This window comes from Sphingobium yanoikuyae, assembly GCF_034424525.1.
In the GTDB taxonomy this organism is placed as follows: domain Bacteria; phylum Pseudomonadota; class Alphaproteobacteria; order Sphingomonadales; family Sphingomonadaceae; genus Sphingobium; species Sphingobium yanoikuyae.
Genome location: NZ_CP139979.1, coordinates 3,704,370 through 3,723,935 on the forward strand (window position 1 = coordinate 3,704,370; position 19,566 = coordinate 3,723,935).

11 protein-coding genes and 1 tRNA gene are annotated in these 19,566 nt (G+C 67.1%); 9 read left to right on the forward strand and 3 right to left on the reverse strand.

Annotation, left to right across the window (positions count from 1 at the left end):
• Positions 1-311 precede the first annotated feature (311 nt).
• Together U0025_RS17015 and recJ are read right to left on the reverse strand one after the other, a co-directional pair.
• Positions 312-386: transfer RNA gene (locus U0025_RS17015), tRNA-Glu, on the reverse strand.
• Positions 387-487: 101 nt separating this feature from the next.
• Positions 488-2,254: a single-stranded-DNA-specific exonuclease RecJ gene (gene recJ / locus U0025_RS17020; protein ID WP_004208653.1), complete on the reverse strand. Its 1,767-nt coding sequence runs from the start codon at positions 2,252-2,254 to the stop codon at positions 488-490.
• Positions 2,255-2,404: 150 nt separating this feature from the next.
• On the opposite strand from recJ, the gene U0025_RS17025 reads away from it, so the two are divergent.
• The 5 genes from U0025_RS17025 to U0025_RS17045 all read left to right on the forward strand — a co-directional run bounded on the left by U0025_RS17025 (position 2,405) and on the right by U0025_RS17045 (position 12,094).
• Positions 2,405-4,576 (forward strand): autotransporter assembly complex protein TamA, encoded by a 2,172-nt coding sequence (locus U0025_RS17025; protein WP_004208654.1) that lies wholly within the window; start codon positions 2,405-2,407, stop codon positions 4,574-4,576.
• Positions 4,576-8,796, forward strand: coding sequence for a translocation/assembly module TamB domain-containing protein (locus tag U0025_RS17030; protein ID WP_004208655.1), 4,221 nt, complete (start codon positions 4,576-4,578; stop codon positions 8,794-8,796). Before U0025_RS17025 ends, U0025_RS17030 begins: the two co-directional genes overlap by 1 nt.
• Positions 8,797-8,834: 38 nt before the next feature.
• A complete protein-coding gene (locus U0025_RS17035) occupies positions 8,835-9,530 on the forward strand; it encodes a hypothetical protein (RefSeq protein ID WP_004208656.1) in 696 nt (231 codons plus the stop codon).
• A 63-nt stretch (positions 9,531-9,593) separates the two neighbouring features.
• Positions 9,594-10,400, forward strand: a complete 807-nt coding sequence (locus U0025_RS17040; protein WP_004208657.1) for a transglutaminase-like domain-containing protein — start codon at positions 9,594-9,596, stop codon at positions 10,398-10,400.
• An 86-nt stretch (positions 10,401-10,486) separates the two neighbouring features.
• Positions 10,487-12,094 carry an alpha-N-arabinofuranosidase gene (locus U0025_RS17045; RefSeq protein WP_254792331.1) on the forward strand — a complete coding sequence of 536 codons (1,608 nt, stop codon included), beginning with the start codon at positions 10,487-10,489 and terminating at the stop codon, positions 12,092-12,094.
• 33 nt (positions 12,095-12,127) lie between these two features.
• On the opposite strand, the gene U0025_RS17050 is transcribed toward U0025_RS17045, so the two are convergent.
• Entirely contained in the window at positions 12,128-12,880 is a 753-nt protein-coding gene (locus U0025_RS17050; protein ID WP_004208659.1) for an isocitrate lyase/PEP mutase family protein, read from the reverse strand.
• A 90-nt stretch (positions 12,881-12,970) separates the two neighbouring features.
• Between U0025_RS17050 and U0025_RS17055 the strand changes: the two genes are divergently transcribed.
• From U0025_RS17055 to U0025_RS17070, 4 genes are all read left to right on the forward strand, one after another.
• Positions 12,971-13,789, forward strand: a complete 819-nt coding sequence (locus U0025_RS17055; RefSeq protein WP_004208660.1) for an ImuA family protein — start codon at positions 12,971-12,973, stop codon at positions 13,787-13,789.
• The gene (locus U0025_RS17060; RefSeq protein ID WP_254792330.1) at positions 13,683-15,278 is read left to right on the forward strand and encodes a Y-family DNA polymerase; all 1,596 of its coding nucleotides are present in this window, start codon (positions 13,683-13,685) and stop codon (positions 15,276-15,278) included. The genes U0025_RS17055 and U0025_RS17060 overlap by 107 nt, the downstream gene beginning before the upstream one ends.
• Complete coding sequence (locus tag U0025_RS17065; protein WP_004208662.1) at positions 15,275-18,847, forward strand: error-prone DNA polymerase; 3,573 nt, start codon at positions 15,275-15,277, stop codon at positions 18,845-18,847. The genes U0025_RS17060 and U0025_RS17065 overlap by 4 nt, the downstream gene beginning before the upstream one ends.
• 287 nt (positions 18,848-19,134) lie before the next feature.
• Positions 19,135-19,524, forward strand: a complete 390-nt coding sequence (locus tag U0025_RS17070) for a hypothetical protein (protein WP_037490553.1) — start codon at positions 19,135-19,137, stop codon at positions 19,522-19,524.
• Positions 19,525-19,566: the final 42 nt, after the last annotated feature.

The following is a 19,566-nucleotide window of genomic DNA, read 5'->3' on the forward strand; positions in this document are numbered from 1 at the left end:
AACAGGAGGGCAGGATGATTCTCGGAAAATATGTGATCTGCATCACGGCCATGCCGAGGAGATTTCCCTATGGAATCAGCGCGACCCGAAGGAGGCCCCGGTGGGGCAACCTTTTCTTGGCCCGGAGCTTCATATGGCTTCGGGCCTTTTTTTTCGCAATCTCCATGCGGTTCGGCCATCAACCACAAGAGGGGGCGCCGCGCGTGGAAACCAAATGCCGGTGCGTGAACCGATCGGCAATATATGCTGCTGGATGGTCCCTGACAGGGAAAGGTTCGCTCTCAGAGCGATGCACCACCTTGTCATGAAGGTGGTGACCCCTACGGGAATCGAACCCGTGTTTCAGCCGTGAAAGGGCCGCGTCCTAACCGCTAGACGAAGGGGCCGTTCGTTGTCGCCGCCGTGGCAGCGCTGCGAAGCGAAGGCGCAATTAGGCGGGACCGGCGAAAGGGTCAACCCCCTAACGCCAAGAAAATTGCAATCTTTCTCAATCTGCCCACGCGGCGTCCTCCAGATGCAGCTCTGCGGCGGGTCGGCTGCCCCAGTCATCGATCTTCGCACGGCCCGCGACCCACAGGCGACGGTCACGCGGCGCACCCAGAATCGCCTGACCCAGTTCCGACTCGGCCTGACGGAAGGCGATCGTCTTGATCGACCGCCCATCATCGCCCGCCATGATCGCCCGCAAATGGCCATTGCCGACCACATCGGCGCGAATCACGCGCATCGGCCCGGCAGCAATCAACGGAGCGGGCCAGCCTGCGCCATAGGGGCCGCCCGCCTCGATCGCGGCGACGAAGTCGGGATTGACCCCGGCCGGCGCCAGCACCGCGTCGATCAGCAGCGCCCGTTCGTCCCGCGCACGCGCGACGGCGGCCGACAGGCGATCGTCCAGGAACTCGGCCAGCGCATCGACCTTGTCGGCCATCACGGTCAGCCCCGCCGCCATCGCATGGCCGCCGCCCGCGACCAGCAGGCCGCTATCCTTGGCCGCCAGCACCGCCGCGCCCAGATCGACGCCGGAAATGGAGCGGCCCGACCCCTTGCCCACGCCATCCTCGTCCAGCGCGACGACGATGGCGGGACGGCCGGCCCGTTCCTTGAGCCGCCCGGCGACGATGCCGATGACGCCGGGATGCCAGCCGGGCCCGGCGACCAGCGCCACGGCGCGATTGTCCTGCGTGGCCAGTAATTCCTCCGCCTGTTCCTGCACGATCGATTCGATCGCGCGCCGCTCCTCGTTCAACCGATCCAGTTCGGCGGCGATTCGTGCGGCCTCGGCCGGATCTTCGGTGGTGAGCAGTCGCACCCCCAGATCCGCCTTGCCGACGCGCCCGCCGGCATTGATGCGCGGCCCGAGCGCGAAGCCCAGATCATGGCAGAGCGGCGCACGATTGAGACGGCTGGCGTCCATCAGCGCGGCAAGGCCGATATTGCGCCGCTTGGCCATGACCTTGAGCCCCTGCGCCACGAAGGCGCGGTTGAGCCCCTTGAGCTGCGCGACGTCGGCGACGGTGCCGAGCGCGACGATGTCGAGCAATTCCATGATCGCCGGTTCCGGCCGGGTCGCGAACCAGCCGCGCGCGCGCAGCGTCCGCAGCAAGGCCGCGCCCAGCAGGAAGGCCATGCCGACGGCGGCGAGATGGCCATGGACGGCCGCGGCATCATTTTCGTCCAGCCGGTTGGGATTGACCAGGGCCAGCGCCACCGGCAGCGCCGCCGCGCATTTATGATGGTCGACGACGACGACATCGACCCCGGCGGCCTTCGCCATGTCGAGCGCCTCGAACGCCTGCGCGCCGCAATCGACGGTGACGATCAGTTGCGCGCCGTCCCCCGCAAGCCGCACCAGCGCCTCACCCGACGGGCCATAGCCCTCCATCAGCCGGTCGGGGATATAAGGCCGGGCATCCAGGCCAATGTCACGCAGCAACCGGATTAGCAGCGCCGCGCTGGTCGCGCCGTCGACGTCATAATCGCCGAAGATGCGCACATCCTCGCCGCGCTGGACCGCATCGGCCAGTCGCTCGGCCGCCGCATCCATGTCGCGGAACAGGCTGGGGTCGGGCATGAAATGGCGGATGGTGGGATTGCGATGCGCCTCCACCCCGTCGGGCGGACAGCCGCGCGCCAGCAGCAGCTGCGCCACCAGATCGTCGGGCTGATAGCCGGGCGAACGCGCGTCCGCTCCCAGGCCGCGCCAGCGCCAGGGCTGGCCAGTGATCGAACGAGTGATGTTGAGCGCAAATGTCATGATGCGGCTCTAGACCGGCGGGGGCACCGATGGAAGCGCCGCGCCGCCGGGCGAAATCGTCACGCAGGCGGAACCGTTGCAAGTCATTGGGCGTATTGCCTGTTTGCCGGACATATGGGATGCCCGGTGCGAAAGGGGCATCGCAGACAGATGAAGAAGCGGCAGGCGAGATATGTTCGGCATGCGCTGGGCATGATCATGGCAGCCGCCTCTCCCCTGCCCCTGATGGCGCAGACGGTTCCGGCCAGCGCCCCCAGCACCACAGCGCCCGCCGACGAAGAACCGATCCTGCCCGACGACGAGTTCAACGCGCGCCTGCCCGGCGCCGGCAGCGTCGATAACAAGGCCAGCAATAGCGGGACCGACAGCAAGGCCCCCTTGCCCTCGATCGACGACTGGCTGGACCAGCAGATGCCGGCGCAGGGCAGTGCCCAGGGCAGCGCGCCGGCCAGTGGCACGGCGCCCGCGACCGGCGCGGAACTGCCCCCCGCCACCGAGCCGCCGGTCGAAACCGAACTGGCCCAGCCGCTGCCCGCGCTCGACAGCGTGACCGTGCCCGAAAATGTCGCCGATGATGACAGCGACGAAAAGACGCCCGAGGTCCGCTACGCGACCCAGCTCGACGGTTTCGGCAAGACCGGTCTGGAGGATGAATTCCGCGCCGCATCCGCCCTGGTCGACGGCAAGGGCAAGGCCGAGACCGCATCGATGGTGCAGCAGCGCGCCCAGGCCGACGAGCAACTGGCGGTGCGGCTGTTCCATTCGGAGGGCTATTATGATGCCACCGCCCTGGCCTCGCTCGACCAGCAGCAGGATGGCACGCTGAAGGCGATCCTGTCGGTAACGCCGGGCAAGCGCTACAAGATCAACGAGATCGTCATCCATGCGCCCGAGACCATCCCGCCCGGCCTGATCCGCGACAGCCTGACGTTGAAGACCGGCGACTATATCGTCGCCACCGCGGTCGAGGCGGCGGAGGCCAATGTCGCGCTCAAGCTGCCGGAGCATGGTTATGCCTTCGCCAGGATCGGCGACCGCGACATCTTGCTCGATCCCGCGACCGTGACCGGCGACTATACGCTGCCGGTCGAGCCGGGCCCGCGCGGCACATTCCGTACCATCACCACCAGCGGCGAGAAGCAGGCGTTCGGCGCCGATCATATGGCGGTGATCGCTCGCTTCGACAAAGGCGACCTCTATGACAGCCGCAAGGTCGACGATCTGCGCAAGGCGCTGGTCGCGACCGGCCTGTTCGCCAGCGTCGCCGTCGATCCGGTCCAGACCGGCGAGCCCGGCCCGGATGGCACCGAATATGTCGACCTGCATGTCGATCAGGAAGCCGGCCCGGCCCGGCGGCTGGCCGGCGAACTGGGCTATGGCACCGGACAGGGTTTCCGCGCCGAAGGCAGCTGGACCCATCGCAACCTGTTCCCGCCCGAAGGCGCCCTGATCGCCAGCGTCATCGCCGGCACCCAGGAACAGGGCGTATCGGGCACCTTCCGCCGGTCCAATGCGGGCAAGCGCGACAAGACCTTCCAGGCCGGCGCCGGCGTCAACCATCAGAAATATGATGCCTATGAAGCCTTTACTCTGGGCCTCAACGCCAGCTGGTCGCGCCAGTCGACACCGATCTTCCAGAAGCGCTGGACCTATACCTATGGCGGCGAAATCCTGCTTTCGAACGAAAATACCACGATCGACGAAAGCGGCGAAAACAAGCGGCTGACCTATTTCATCGGCGCGCTGCCGGTGCAGGTCGGCTATGACCGCTCCAACGACCTGCTCAACCCCACCAGCGGCTTCCGCGCCAATCTGCGCATATCGCCCGAAGCGTCCCTGCAGGGCAATGTCTCGCCCTATGTCCGCGCCAGCTTCGACCTGGCCGGCTATTATCCGATTTCCGACAGTTTCGTGCTGGCGGCGCGGACCAAGATCGGCACGATCAACGGCGTCGCCCGCGACGATGTCGCCCCTTCGCGGCGCATCTATGCCGGCGGTGGCGGGTCGGTGCGCGGCTATGGCTATCAGGAACTGGGGCCAAAGGACGCGAACAATGATCCGATCGGCGGCCGATCGGTCAATGAATTTGCGGTCGAGGGCCGCTATCGCTTCGGCAATTACGGCGTCGTCGCCTTCGTCGATGCGGGCCAGGTCTATGAAAGCCAGATCCCGCAATTTTCGGACATCCGCTATGGCGTGGGCCTGGGCGGACGTTTCTACACCAATTTCGGACCCTTCCGCGCAGATATAGCCATGCCGATCAACCGCCAGCCCGGCGAATCCAAATTCGCCCTCTACATCGGTATCGGACAGGCCTTCTGATGGCGGAAAATACCCCTCCCCCCGCGCCCGAAGCGACCGAGACCGTGGTGATCCGCCAGGGCCGCCCGCTGTGGCAGAAGATCGCCATCGGGCTTGCCGGCCTGATCGTCGGGCTGGTGGTGCTGGTCGCGGGCCTGCTGCTGTTCCTCGATACCCAGCCGGGCAAGAGTTTCCTCATCAAGCAGATCGCCGCGCTCAAGATGGAATCGGGCATGGGGATCGAGGTCGGCCGGATCGAGGGATCGATCTATAGCGACATGACCATCCATGACCTGATCCTGCGCGACCCCAAGGGCGTGTTCGCGGTCAGCCCCAGGGTGCATGTCGTCTGGCGCCCGTTCCGTTACCTCCAGAACCATATCTCGGTCCAGAATCTGGAAAGCCCGCTGGTGGTGCTGGCGCGCAGCCCGCAATTCAACCAGACCCCGACCGATCCCAATGCGCCGATCCTGCCCGACCTCGACATCGACGTCGACCGGATGCGGCTCGACCGTTTCTTGCTCGCCAAGCCAGTGATCGGCCAGAAGCGCGAGATCGCGATCGAAAGCGTCGTCCATGTCGCCGATGGCCGTGCCCAGCTGTCCGCCAATGCGGTGGTCGACAGCGGCGACCGGCTGCAGGCGAAGCTGGACGCGGTGCCGTCACAGAATCGCCTGGCGATGAGCGGCACGCTGACCGCACCCAAGGGCGGCGTGATCGCGACGATGAGCGGCCTGCCCGACGGCATGACCGCCTCGCTCGACGGCAAGGGCACCTGGCAGACCTGGAACGGCAGGCTGATCGCCACCACGCCCAGGGGCGAACTGGCCAATATCGCGCTTGCCGCCCGCGACGGCAGCTTCACCGCCAAGGGGCCGCTGCGCCCCGGCCTCGTCTATGGCGACATTGCCGACCGGCTGACGCGGCCGCAGCTCGACGTCGATCTGTTCGCCGGCCTCAACGAACGGCGCGTCAACCTCAAGGGATCGCTGCGCTCCCCCGCCATGTCGGCCGATGCGCAGGGTCTGGTGGACCTGGGCAAAAGCACATTCAGCGCGCTCAAGATCAATGCCGCGCTGCTGCAGCCGGGCGCCTTCATGGACAAGGTGAAGGGCAAGGATGTCCGCGCCTCGATCATCCTCGACGGGCCGATGGCGACGCCGTTCATCGATTATGACATCAGCGCCACATCCCTCGCCTTCGACGCCACCGGCATCGAGAATCTGAAGGCCAGCGGCCGCGCCGTGATCGATGCCGATCGCATCCGCATCCCGGTCAATGCGACGGCCAAGCGCGTCACCGGCCTCAATGCCGCCGCCGGCGGGCTGATGACCAATTTGCGGGTGAAGGGTGACTTTGCCTATGCCGGCGGCAAGCTGATCAGCGACAATCTCAAGCTCGACAGTGACAAGATCGACGCCACCGCCATCATCCTCGCCGATCTCGACAACGCCATCTATCGCGGCGCGCTCAAGGGCCGGGTCAATGATTATCGGATCGACGGCGTCGGCATCGTCAACCTCAACACCGACGTCAAGCTGATCCCCGGTCCCAAGGGCGGCTTCGGCCTGTCGGGCATGTTCGGCGTGCGCACCGCGCGCTGGGAAAATGCCTCGGTCCGCGACTTCCTGGGCGGCAATGCGGTGATGTCCGGCCGGATCGGCATGACGCCGGAGGGCAGGTTCACCCTGGCGGGGCTCAAGGGCGCCGCGCCCAATTTCCAGATCAAGTCCGGTTCGGGCAGCTATGACACCAACGGCCAACTCGCCTTCGACACCGAAGCCTATTCGAAACAATATGGCCCGCTGTTCCTGACCGTGCGCGGCACGGCGGACCGGCCGCAGGCGGTGCTGCGCGCGCCGCGTCCCAATGTCGGGGTGCAGCTGACCGATGTCGTCGCCAAGCTGAATGGCGAACCGGCCGGCTATCGCCTCGATGCCACCGGCGGATCGCCCTATGGCCCCTTCTTCGCCAATGTCCTGATCCGCACCGCGCAAGGCCCGCTGACGATCGACGTGACCAAGGCGCGCTTCGCCGGGGTCGACATGAACGGCCGCATCCAGCAGTCCAATGCTGGCCCCTTCACCGGCCAGCTGGCGATGAACGGGTCGGGCATCACCGGCGCGGTGAAGCTCAATGCCGTGGGCAAGCTGCAGGGCGTCGACGTCAACGCCACCGCCAGCAATGCCAAGCTGCCGGGCGAGGCCGACATCGTCATCGGCCGCGCGGTCGTCACCGCCTCCATGCTGCTGAGCGACCAGCCCAAGGCGATCGCCGACGTGCAGATGGCCAACGCCGCCTATGGCGACTATGTCGTGCGCAAGGCGCGGGCGAAGCTTGATTATCAGGGCGGGCGGGGCAAGGCCCAGCTGGTCGCCGACGGCTCCAGCGGCGTGCCCTTCTCGGTCGCGGTCAATGCCGCGCTGCGCCCCGACCTCTATGCCGTCGCGTTGCAGGGCAAGGCCAGCAATGTCGATTTCCGCCTGAACCAGCCGGCAATCATCCGCGCGGAAAAGACCGGCTATCGGCTTGAACCGGTCAGCCTGGTGCTGCCGCAGGGCAAGGTCGATCTGGCCGGCCATTTCGGCACGGACACGGCGCTGCAGGCCCGATTCAAGGATTTCGACCTCGCCATCGCCAATGTCGCCAATCCGGGCCTGGGCATCGGCGGCAAGGCGACGGGCATGGTCGATTACAGCCAGAGCGGCACCGCCTTCCCGACCGCGACCACGCGCCTGGCGATCAGCGATTTCCGCCGGTCGAGCCTGGCCGCCGTGTCCGACGCGGTGTCGATGAATGTCGAGGGCAAGCTGTCCGCCGCCGGCGGCGACATGCGCGGTCTCATCCGCAAGGGCAACAGCACGATCGGCCGCTTCGTCGCCACCATGGCTCCGCCGGGACCGGGCGCCAACTGGTCGGAACAGCTGATGGCTGCACCGCTGGGCGGCGGCATCCGCTATGCCGGCCCGGCCGACGTGCTCTTCTCCTTCGCCGGCCTTGCCGATCAGCGGCTGAGCGGCGGCATCGCGGTCGCGGCCGATTTCGGCGGCCGGCTGACCGCGCCGCAGCTCAACGGCCTGGTCCGCGCCAATGCGCTGACCTATGACAATACGAGCTTCGGCACCCGCGTCACCCAGATGAAGCTCGACGGCCGCTTCACCAACGACCGACTCGACATTCGCGACTTTTCCGGCCGCGCCGGCAACGGCACGGTCCAGGCCAGCGGCACCGTGGGCCTGGCCGCCGACAGCGGCTTCCCGATGAACATCGCGGTCAAGATGGATCATGCCCGCCTCGCCCGCAGCGAAGCGATCACCAGCGTGGTCAGCGGCACCCTCGCTATCACCAACAGCGCGGAAAATGGCGGCCTGATCAAGGGCGACCTGTCGCTGCCCGAGACCCGCTATCGCGTCGCCTGGCAGGGCGGCACCGAGATTCGCGAATTGCAGGGCGTCCGCCGCAAGGGTGAGGGCCAGGATGTGCTGGCGCAGCGCATCGCCGACCGCAAGGCCGCCGCGGCATCGCCGACCAACTGGAAACTCGACATCCGCCTGCGCGCCGACAACCAGATCTATGTGACCGGCATGGGCCTCGATTCCGAATGGAAGACCGACATGCGCGTCACCGGCACCGCGACCAAGCCGCGCGTCAGCGGCAAGATCGAGGTGATCCGCGGCCGCTACAGCTTCTCGGGTCATCAGTTCGACCTGGATCAGGGCGTCATCACCTTCAATGGCGACATGATGAACCCGACGCTGGCGATCAAGGCGCTGACCGAGATTGACGATGTCAGCGCCGGCATCGCCGTCGCCGGCACCGCGCAGCAGCCGGACATCACATTCGTGTCGACGCCGACGCTGCCGCAGGACGAGATTCTCTCGCGCATCCTGTTCGGTGAAAATGTCGCCAATCTGTCCGCCACCCAGGCGATCCAACTGGCAGCGGCGCTCAACGGCCTGCGCGGCGGCAGTGGCGGGCTCAACCCGATGGGCAAGCTGCAGGGCGCATCGGGCCTCGACCGGATCGGCATCGTCGGCGGTGACGAGGATACCGGGCGCGGCACGTCGCTCGCCGTCGGCCAGCATATCTCCAACAATATCTATGTGGAGGTGGTGACGGACTCGAAGGGCTTCACCGCCACCCAGCTGGAAGTCGCCCTGTCGAAGACGCTAAGCATCCTGTCGAAGACCGGCACCAATGCGGGATCTTCCGCCGCACTTCGTTATTCCAGGGACTATTGATCCGGCGCCAGGGTGGCGCCGCCATAACAGGAGAATATGTGCCCTTCGCCCCGTCGCTCTGCCGCCCGATCATCTGTGCCGTCGTCCTCTCCGCAGCGCCGGCCGCGCTGGCGGAAACCCCGCGCGAGCTGCTGACCACGGCGGCCTTCCAGACCAGCGACAAGGCGCGGGCGCTGAGCCTCATCGGCCAGGCCATCAGCGCCGCCGACCGCATATTGATGACCGCCCCCAATGATCATGAGGCGGTGCTGCAACGCGCGGTCGCGATCGGCTATCGCGCCAAGCTGACCCGCAGCCGAGCCGATGCACGCAGCTCGCTTTCCGCGTTCGAGGCGCTGGCCGCGCGCAACCCGCGCGATGCCGAGGCACAGATGGTGATCGCCGGCTGGCATCTCGACGCGATCGACCAGCTTGGCAGCTTCATCGCCCGCACCGTGCTGGGCGCCAAGGAACAGGTGGGTGAGGCAGCCCTCGGCAAGGCGGTCGCCTTGGGCGGCAACCGCGCCTTCTACTCGGGCCTGGCCGCATTGATGCGCATCCGCGCCGATCATAATGATGTCGCCGGCGCGCTGGCGCTGGCCGAACGGGCGACCAATGCCCCTGCCCCCGCCCCGCTCGACCAGTTGATGAAGCGCAATGCCGCCGCCATCCTGCCCGCGCTGCGCGCCGGCAATGGCAAGGCCGCCGCCGCCCAGGCACGCAAGCTGCTGCCGTTCGGCAAGCTGCCGGAATAGCGCGACAGCGGCCTGCAGCATCGGCAGGATGACATCTTGCCGAATCTCTCCTGAAGGATGGCCATGCGTCTCGCGATCGAAGCGACCCTCGACTATGAATTTTCCGGGCCGACCGACGTATTGATGGCCGTCGAGGCCGCCGCCATGGCCGACCAGCGCATCGTCGAACAATCGCACATCATCGACAATGCCGGGCCGCTGACCAATTTGATGGGCGGCAGCGCGATCGGCCGACGCACCTGGACACGCAGCGGCACCGGCCGGATGCTGAGCCGCTACAAGGCGCTGGTCGATGTCGATCGGCCCGCGCCCGATCTTTTCTCGCTCGCCCGCTCGCCCTTGCCCAGCCTGCCGCAGGATGTGCTGCCCTTCATCTGGCCCAGCCGCTATTGCGAGGCGGACCGGTTCGTCAGCTTCGTCTGCGGCCATTTCGAGGGGCTGGACGGCGGCCCGCTGGTGCAGGCGCTGGTCGGCTGGGTGCATGACAATCTGCAATATGTACCGGGCAGTTCGGACATCACCACCACCGCTGCCGATACCTTCGTCGCCCAGCGTGGCGTGTGCCGCGACTTCGCGCACCTCACCGCCGCGCTGATCCGCGCGCGCGACATTCCTGCCCGGCTGGTGTCGGTCTATGCCGCCGATCTCGACCCGCCCGATTTCCATGCGGTGGTGGAGGTATGGCTGGACGGCGCCTGGCATATGGTCGACGCCACCGGTCTCGCCCCGATCGAGGGCATGGTCCGCATCGCCGTCGGCCGCGACGCCACCGACATCGCCTTCATGACCATCTTCGGCAGCGCCCAGATGAACGAACAGGCGATCCATGTGACGCGGGTGGAAAAACCCGGGGACGTTACGGCCCCTTGACCCCGGCCCTGCCGCCCGCCTAGCCTATACTCAGACAAATTGAGGAAGGGGATGGCATGGGTGTGCAGCTTTCGGGACGGGCTTGGATGCGGACGCGGCGGGCGCTGCTGGCGGCGACGGCGGGCCTGCTCGCCGGCCTTGCCGGCGCATCGGCCCCGGCGGCTGCGCCCGGCAACGGCGCCGTCCTGACCGTCGACACCGGCAAGACCGGCGCCACCATCGATCCCAATATCTATGGCCAGTTCGTCGAGCATCTGGGCCGTGGCGTCTATGAAGGCATATGGGTCGGGCCGGACAGCCCCATCCCCAATGTGCGCGGCATCCGCAGCGACGTGGTCGCCGCGCTGCGCCAGGTGAAGGTGCCGGTGATCCGCTGGCCGGGCGGCTGCTTTGCCGATGGCTATCATTGGCGCGACGGCATCGGCCCGGCCGCGCAGCGCCCCGCCGGCATCAACGCCGCCTGGGACAAGTCGGCCGAAACCAATGCGTTCGGCACGCATGAATATATGGATTTCCTGGACCAGATCGGCGCCAAGGCCTTCGTGTCGGTCAATGTCGGTTCGGGCAGCGTGCGCGAGGCGGACGACTGGATGCGCTACATGACCGCGCCGGCCGACAGCCAGCCGGGCAAGGAACGCGCCGCCAATGGCCATGCCGCGCCCTGGGCCGTGCCCTTCATCGGCGTCGGCAATGAAAGCTGGGGCTGTGGCGGCAACATGACCGCCGACACCTATGCCACCGCCTTCCGCCATTATGCCGCCTTCCTGCGCGCCTATTCGGGCGAGCGGGCGAAGCTGATCGCGGTGGGCGCGGATACCGACGATTATGAATGGACCGAAAAGGTCATGGCGCAGGCGATGAAATGGCGCCCCAATCCCACGCCGCTCGCCTACAATACCGAACGCCCGCTGATGTGGGGCCTGTCGCTCCATTTCTACAGCTTCGCCGGCAATGACTGGCGCAACAAGGGGCGCAATATCGGCTTTGGCACCGACCAATGGGCCTCCGCGCTGGCCCGCGCCCATCTGACCGACGAACTGATCCGCCGCCATGCCGCGATCATGGACCGCTATGATCCCAAGAAGCAGGTGGCGATCGCCGTCGACGAATGGGGCGCCTGGTTCGACAGCGAGAAGGACGCGCCTTCGCAGCTCTACCTCGAAAGCACGCTGCGCGACGCGGTGATCGCGGGGATGAGCCTCAACATCTTCAACAATCATGCCGACCGGGTGCGCATGGCCAATGTCGCGCAGATGGTGAATGTGATCCAGTCGCTGGTGCTGACCCAGGGCGCCAAGATGGTGGTGACGCCGACCTGGCATGTGTTCGACCTCTACAAGGTCCATCAGAATGCGACGATGATCCCGGTCGATGTGCAGGCGCCCGACTATGTCGAGGGCGCGGTGCGGCTGCCGGGGCTCAGCGTGTCGGCGTCGAAGGATGCGGCGGGCGCGCTGCACCTCAGCATCGTCAATCTCGACCCCGCCGCCGCCCGGCCGGTGCGCATCGACCTGAAAGGGGGCGCCTGGCGCAAGGCCAGCGCCCGGACGCTGACCGCCGCGACCATCGACACCCGCATCCGCTTTGAGGGCGCCGATCCCTTCGTGCCAGGCCCGCTGCCGGCACGGCTGACGCAGGGGCAGGTGGCGCTGACCCTGCCGTCCAAGTCGGTGACATTGGTGACGGTGGAGTAAGGGCGCCTAGCCCCTTACTCCACCTCCGGAGCCTTACCCCTCCGCTGCCTTCAACCGTGCGGCCGCATCGTCGAACGCCGCCCAGCTGATCTGGGCCAGGCTGGCGCCGATGCTGCAACGGCGCACGCCCAGCGCCGCCAGCGCGGCGATGCCGGCCGCGTCATAGTCATGGATGACGACATTGACCGGCCTGGGCGCGACCGCCGCGACCAGTTCGGCGACGGCGCCATGGTCCAGCAGAAAGGGCACGAACAGGCAGTCGGCGCCCGCCTCCGCATAGGCGACGGCGCGGGCGATGCTCTCGCTCGGCGCCATGCCGGGCACGCGGAAATTCTCGCTGCGCCCGACCAGCATCAGCGCCGGATCGATCCGGTCGATCGCCTCGCGCGCGGCCGCGATCCGCTCCACCGCCAGCGGCAGGTCATAGAGCGCGCTGCCCGACCAGTCCTCGATCGACAGGGCCGCAATGCCGGTCTGCGCCGCCAGCGTCACATTGGCGGCGACATCCTCGGGCACATCGGCAAAACCATTCTCGAAATCGGCATTGACCGGCAGGTCGGTCGCCGCGACCAGCATCTCCAGATGCGCCAGCACCGCGTCGCGGCCCAATTCGCCATCATCCTTGCCCGCCGCCCAGGCCGCGCCGGCACTGGTCGAAGCGATCGCGCGAAAACCCTTCTTCGCCAGCCGCACCGCGCTGCCCGCGTCCCAGGCATTGGGCAGCAGGAAAAAGCCATCCTGGTGCAGGGCACGGAAATCGGCGCGTTTGCGGGCGGTGTCGGTCATCGGGAAATCCTTCTTTGTCCTCTGGATTGGCAAGCGGATTGACTCGGGCAGCCAATGAAGTGAAATAAGAACATATCAGGAACAAATGCAATGAGCGAGTCGATCAAAAGTCTCGCCGCGCTGAAGCGGCATATCGCGGCGCTGGACCGGACGCCAGCGCCGACGGCCGGCTGTGCCCGGCTTGCGACCGGCCATGCCGGGCTGGACGCGGCGCTCGACGGCGGCCTCCTGCGCGGACGCGTGCATGAACTGTTCGGCGCGGCGGAGGAGGAAGGGGCGGCGGCCGGCCTGGCGCTGATCCTCGCCCGGCTGGCGGCGGATGACGCACCTCTGCTCTGGCTGCGCACCACGGCATCGGCCAGGGCGGGCGGATCGCCCTATGGCCCCGGCCTCGCCGCGCTGGGGCTAAACCCGGCCCGGCTGCTGATCGGGCTGATGGCCGATGAGGCGATGCTGCTGCGCGCCGCGGTGGAGGGGCTGCGTTGCCCCGCCCTCGGCGCGCTGCTGATCGAATTGCGCGGGCGCGCCCCGCTGCTGGACCTCACCGCCAGTCGACGACTGGCGCTGGCGGCCGAACAATCGGGCGTCACCGCCTTCCTGCTGCGGGTCGGCGGCAATCCGGTGCCCAGCGCCGCGGAAACCCGCTGGCAGGTGGCGGCCGCCCCATCCGATCCGCTGCCCGGCAATGCGCCGGGGCACAGCGCCTTCGCCCTCAGCCTGCTGCGGCGACGGGCGGGGCCGGACGGGCTGGCCTGGCGGCTGATATGGGATGGCGAAAAGGGGGCTTTTGGAGACGGACGGCATGAACGCCATGAGCATGGACAGGACGGACAGCAGGGCGGCGCGCCGCTATCTGGCGCTCTGGTTCCCCTTCCTGCCGATCGATCGGCTGCGGATCGCGCGGCCTGACCTCTGGGCCGCGCAGGGCGATGCGCCCGCGGTGGTGGTGGAAAATGTCCGCGGCGCGATGCGGCTCGCGACGCTGGATGCCGATGCGCTGGCGGCGGGCCTCGCCCCCGGCATGACGCTGGCCGATGCGCGCGCCCGCGAGCCGGAGCTGCGCGTGTTCGAGGCCGATCCCCATGGCGACCAGGACTGGCTGGAGCGCCTGTGCGACGGTTGCGCCCGCTACACCCCCAATGCCGCGCTCGATTCCGGCCATGGCCTGATGCTCGACATCAGCGGTTGCGCCCATCTGTGGGATGGCGAGGCGGAACTGGCGCAGGCTGCGACCGACCGGCTGGAACGGCATGGCATGCGCGTGCGCCACGCCATCGCCGCATCGCCCGAGGCCGCCCATGCACTCGCCCGCTTCCCCGCCGCCCCAGCACCGGACGAGGATGCGGCGGTGCGCCGCCTGCCGGTCGAGGCGCTGGAGCTGGAGGCGGAAAGCGCGGTGGCGCTGCGCCGGGCGGGACTGCGCACCGTCGGCGATCTCGCCGCGCGCCCGGCCGCCGCGCTTGCCGCCCGCTTCGGCGAGGAGGCTGTCGATGCGCTCCATGCGCTGCTGGGCCTGGGCCATCGCCCACTTGCCCCGCGCCGTCCGCGCCCCGCGATCCGGGTCGAACGGCGCTTTGCCGAACCGATGGGCAGCAGCGCCCATGCGATCAAGGTCGTGGCGGAGATGGCGGCGGAAGCGGGCGAACAATTGGCCGAGCGCGGCCAGGGCGGTCGCCGGTTCGAGGCGGTCTTCTTCCGCAGCGATGGCCTCGCCTTCCCGATCCGGGTCGAAACCAGCCTGCCGATCCGCGACGCGCCGGCGATCATGCGGCTGTTCCAGGAACGGATCGACAGCCTGTCCGACCCGCTCGACCCTGGCTTCGGCTTCGACATGCTGCGCCTCACCGTGCCACGCGCCGATCCGATGGCGCCGACCCAGCTCGCGCTCGAAGGGGGCGAGGCCCGCAAGAGCGAGGGGGTGGAGGCGCTGGTCGATCGCCTGTCGATCCGTGCCGGGCGCGCCCGCATCCAGCGGCTGGAGCCGCGCGACAGCCATATTCCCGAACAGGCGCAGCTGGCACTGCCGGCGGTCGAGCATCGCGCACCCGAAGGCTGGGCGCCGGTCGGCGAGCCCGACGACCCGCCGATGCGCCCGCTCCATCTGTTCGATCCGCCCCAGCCGATCGATGTGATCGCGGAAGTACCCGACGGCCCGCCCCATCGTTTCCGCTGGCGCCGCACCCTGCACGAAATCACCCGGTTTGAGGGGCCGGAACGGATCGCGCCGCAATGGTGGCAGGCCAGGGACGGCGCGATCGAGGGCGAAAGCACCGGCCGCACCCGCGACTATTACCGGGTCGAGGATGCGCGCGGCCGCCGCTACTGGATCTTCCGCCACGGCCTCTATGGCGCAGAGACGGTCCATCCCGGCTGGTATATCCACGGCCTGTTCGCATGAGCGGCCGGCGCCAACCGCCCGATCCCGCCAAACCCCGATCGATCGACCGGCGCGAATTGAACGCGATCGAAGCAGCCCGAGAAAAAACCAAACCCGCCCCGCCGCGCCCGGCACCGGCCGAGCCCCCCTTCGCCGAGCTGGTCGCTGCCACCAATTTCTCCTTCCTGCGCGGCGCCTCCCACGCCAGCGACATGGTGGAACGCGCCATGGAATTGGGCCTCACCGGCATCGGCATTGCCGACCGCAACAGCGTCGCCGGCGTGGTCCGCGCCCATGTCGCCCTCAAAAAGGCCCCGGAAAAGGCGCGCGCCGCCCTGATGAAGGCCAGGGAAGAGGCCGGTCTGCCGCTCATGCTCAGCCCGGAAGAGGAACAGGGCTGCGAGAGCGACCTGCGCCTGGTGGTCGGCGCCCGGCTGGTGTTCGTCGACGGCACGCCCGACATCGTCGCCTATCCGCGTACCCGGCGCGGCTGGGGCGAACTCACCAAATTGCTGACGGTCGGCAATCTCCGCTCGATCAAGGGCGACTGCATCCTGCGCTATGAGGATCTGACCGGTCATCTCGACGAATTGCAGCTGATCGTCCTGCCCTATGCCAGCGCGACCGAGCAGCAGGCCCATTCCCATCCGGTCGACTATGAATTTGCCGATCGGCCGCCCGGCGAGGCGATCCGCCAGAAGCATCTGAGCCTGGTGCCGCCGCCGCGCCCGACCGAACTGGAAGCCCTGTTGCTGCGCCTCCATCGCCTGGCCCCTGGTCGCATCTGGCTGGGCGCCGCGCTGCGCCGCGACGGGCGCGATGCGCGGCGGCTGGCCGGTTTCACCGATCTGGCGGCGCGGACCGGCGTTCCGCTGCTGGCAACGATGGATGCGCTTTACGCCAGTCCCGAACAGCGGCCGCTGCAGGATGTGCTGAGCTGCATTCGCGAGGGCACGACTATCGCCAGGGCGGGCAGGAAGCTGGAGGCCAATGCCGAGCGCCATATCCATGCCCCGGCCGAGATCGCCCATCTGTTCCGCACCTGTCCGCAGGCGGTGGCCGAAACGATCCGCTTCCTCTCCACCATCCGCTTCACCCTGGACCAGCTGCGCTACGAATATCCGCACGAGCCGGTGCCGGAGGGCTGGAGCGCGCAGCAATGGCTGGAGGAACTGACCGTCAGCGCCGCCCATGCCCGCTACGGCCCGGTCATCCCCCACAAGGTGCGCACGCTGATGGACGAGGAGTTCAAGCTGATCAGCGAGCGCAACTATGCCTATTATTTCCTGACCGTACACGACATCGTCGCCTTCGCGCGCAGCAAGGGCATATTGTGCCAGGGGCGCGGGTCGGCGGCCAATTCGATGGTCTGCTTCCTGCTGGGCGTGACCTCGGTCGACCCGCAACAGCATGACCTGCTCTTTTCCCGCTTCGTGTCGGAGGAGCGGGACGAGCCACCCGACATCGACGTCGATTTCGAACATGAGCGGCGCGAGGAAGTGATGCAATATATCTATGAGCGCTATGGCCGCCATCGCGCGGGCATCGCCGCGACCGTCATCCATTATCGCTCGCGCAGCGCCGTGCGCGAAGTGGCCAAGGTGCTGGGCCTCAGCGAAGATGTCGCGACCCGCCTCTCCAGCACCGTCTGGGGCAGCTATTCGGGCGATGTCGGCGACCAGCGCATCGTCGAGGCCGGCTTCGCGCTCGACAACCCGCAAATCATGCAGCTCCGTGCGCTGATCGGCCAGTTGCTGGACGCCCCCTTCCCCCGTCACCTGTCCCAGCATGTCGGCGGCTTCGTGCTGACCCAGAATCGGCTCGACGAGACGGTGCCGCTCCATCATGCGGCGATGGCCGACCGCAGCTTCATCGAATGGGACAAGGATGACATCGACGCGCTCGGCCTGATGAAGGTCGACATATTGGCGCTCGGGATGCTGACCTGCATTCGCAAGGCGTTCGATCTGATGCGCGACCAGGGGCTGGGCGACCATCGCCTGACCGTAGACCTCAATTCCAGCGATCCGGCCGTCTATGACATGCTCTGCAAGGGCGAGAGCATCGGCGTGTTCCAGGTCGAAAGCCGGGCGCAGATCAACATGCTGCCGCGCCTCAGGCCGCGCACCCTCTATGACCTGACCGTGCAGGTGGCGATCGTGCGGCCCGGCCCGATCGAGGGCGACATGGTCCATCCCTATCTGCGCCGCCGCTGTGGCGAGGAAAAGGTGACCTATCCCTCGCCCAGCCCGCAACATGGCCCGGCGGATGAACTCAAGAGCCTGCTCGGCAAGACCTATGGCGTCCCCCTGTTCCAGGAACAGGCGATGAAACTCGCCATTACGGCCGCCGAATTTGAACCTTCCGAAGCCAACCAGCTGCGTCGCGCGATGGCGACCTTTCGCAATGTCGGCACCATCCATCATTTCCGCGAGAAGATGATCAACGGCATGACCGCGCGCGGTTATGAGGCGGAGTTCGCCGCGCGCTGCTTCAAGCAGATCGAAGGGTTCGGCAGCTATGGCTTTCCCGAAAGCCATGCCCTGTCCTTCGCCCGGCTGGTCTATGTCTCGGCCTGGATCAAATGCCACCAGCCCGCCATCTTCGCCTGCGCCCTGCTCAATTCCCAGCCGATGGGCTTCTATGCCCCGGCCCAGCTGGTCCGCGACGCGCGCGAGCATGGCGTCGCCATCCATGATGTCGACGTCAATATGAGCGGCTGGGACAATGGCCTGGAACCGCTGTTGCGCAGCCGCCGCGCGGACAAGGGCGAAGGCACCGGCCGGGCGCTGGCGCTGCGCCTTGGCCTGCGCCAGGTCGACGGTTTCCGTGAACAATGGGCAGCGCAGATGGTGGCGGCACGGGCGGAGAGCGGCCTCTTCACCAGTATCGAGGATATGGCCCGGCGCGCCGGCCTGCCCGCGCGGGCGCTGCGGCTGCTGGCCGATGCCGATGCCTGCCGCTCGCTGGGGCAGGACCGGCGCACCGCTTTATGGGAGGCGCGGCGCACCCCGTCGGACGAACTGCCGCTGTTCGCCGCCGCCCGCCGGCATGATCGCGCCGCGCGTGAACTGGGGGAGGAGGCGGATGCGATGCTGCCCGCCATGCCGCTCGCCGAACAGGTGATGGACGATTATGCGGTGACCCGCCTCTCGCTCAAGGGCCATCCGATGCAGTTCCTGCGCCCGGTGTTCGCGGCCGAAGGCGTGCTGAGCTGCGCCCAGACCAGCGCGGCGAAGAATGGCGCGCGCGTCCGCACCGCCGGCGTGGTGCTGGTGCGCCAGCGGCCGGGCAAGGGCAATGCCGTCTTCATCACCATCGAGGATGAGACCGGCATCACCAATATCCTGCTCTGGGCGCGCCTGTTCGAGCTGCAGCGCCGCCCGGTCATGGCCAGCCGGCTGATGCTGGTCGAGGGCGAGGTGCAGCGCAGCAAGGAGGGCGTCGTTCATCTGATGGCCAGCCGCATCCATGACCGCACCGCCGACCTCAACCGATTGTCGCAATCCGAACCGCCGATACAGGCCGCCCCTGCCGCCCGTCACCCCCGCGACGTGCGCATCCTGCCCAAATCGCGCGACTTCCATTGAGATTGCAGGGACGGCTAGCGGCCATTCACTGTCGTCGGCTTGCTCGATCGTCGGTCAGAAAAGCGGACCTCGCCGGTTCCGTCATCCCGGACTTGATCCGGGATCCATTCAGCGCTCCCCATCCGCCATAGCGCAGAATGGATCCTGACTTTCGTCAGGATGACCCCGGCTAGAACTTGCAAGAAACGACCAGTTGCGGACATTCCGTCGATCTGAAAAATTTTAAGAAGTGCTAGGCAGTATCGCTGACGCGCTGCTCGGCTGTGAGAAGCGTCAGAAAGGTCGACATGCAGGTTCTTAGGATTTTAGGCGTTTGGTTGGTCGCACTGAGCCTTACGAGTATCGTATTTGGCGGTGCCAAAGGATTTCTCTTCGTTTTCCTAATCTACGGCATGTTTATGACTCTGCCAGCCTTCGCAGTTCTTGCGATAACCCTGACGATTGAAGGCGTCCTTGTTCGCCGGAATCACCCGTTGATGGCTATGGCGCTAGGACCGGTCATCGGGCTTGTCATTCCGATTGTGCTTTTCGTAATTGCTCCGAATAAGAACAACGCGCTTTCAGCCGCAAGTATGCTTGTTTGGATCACCTTGGGCACCGGGCTATTGTGGACCTTAAGCTATCTATGGGTTTCTCGTCGCTCTCGATTTCGGCAGGCGGAAGAAAAGTCCGATTGACGACGGCTCCACGGCACATGCGCGCCCAAAGCTGACGGTCCC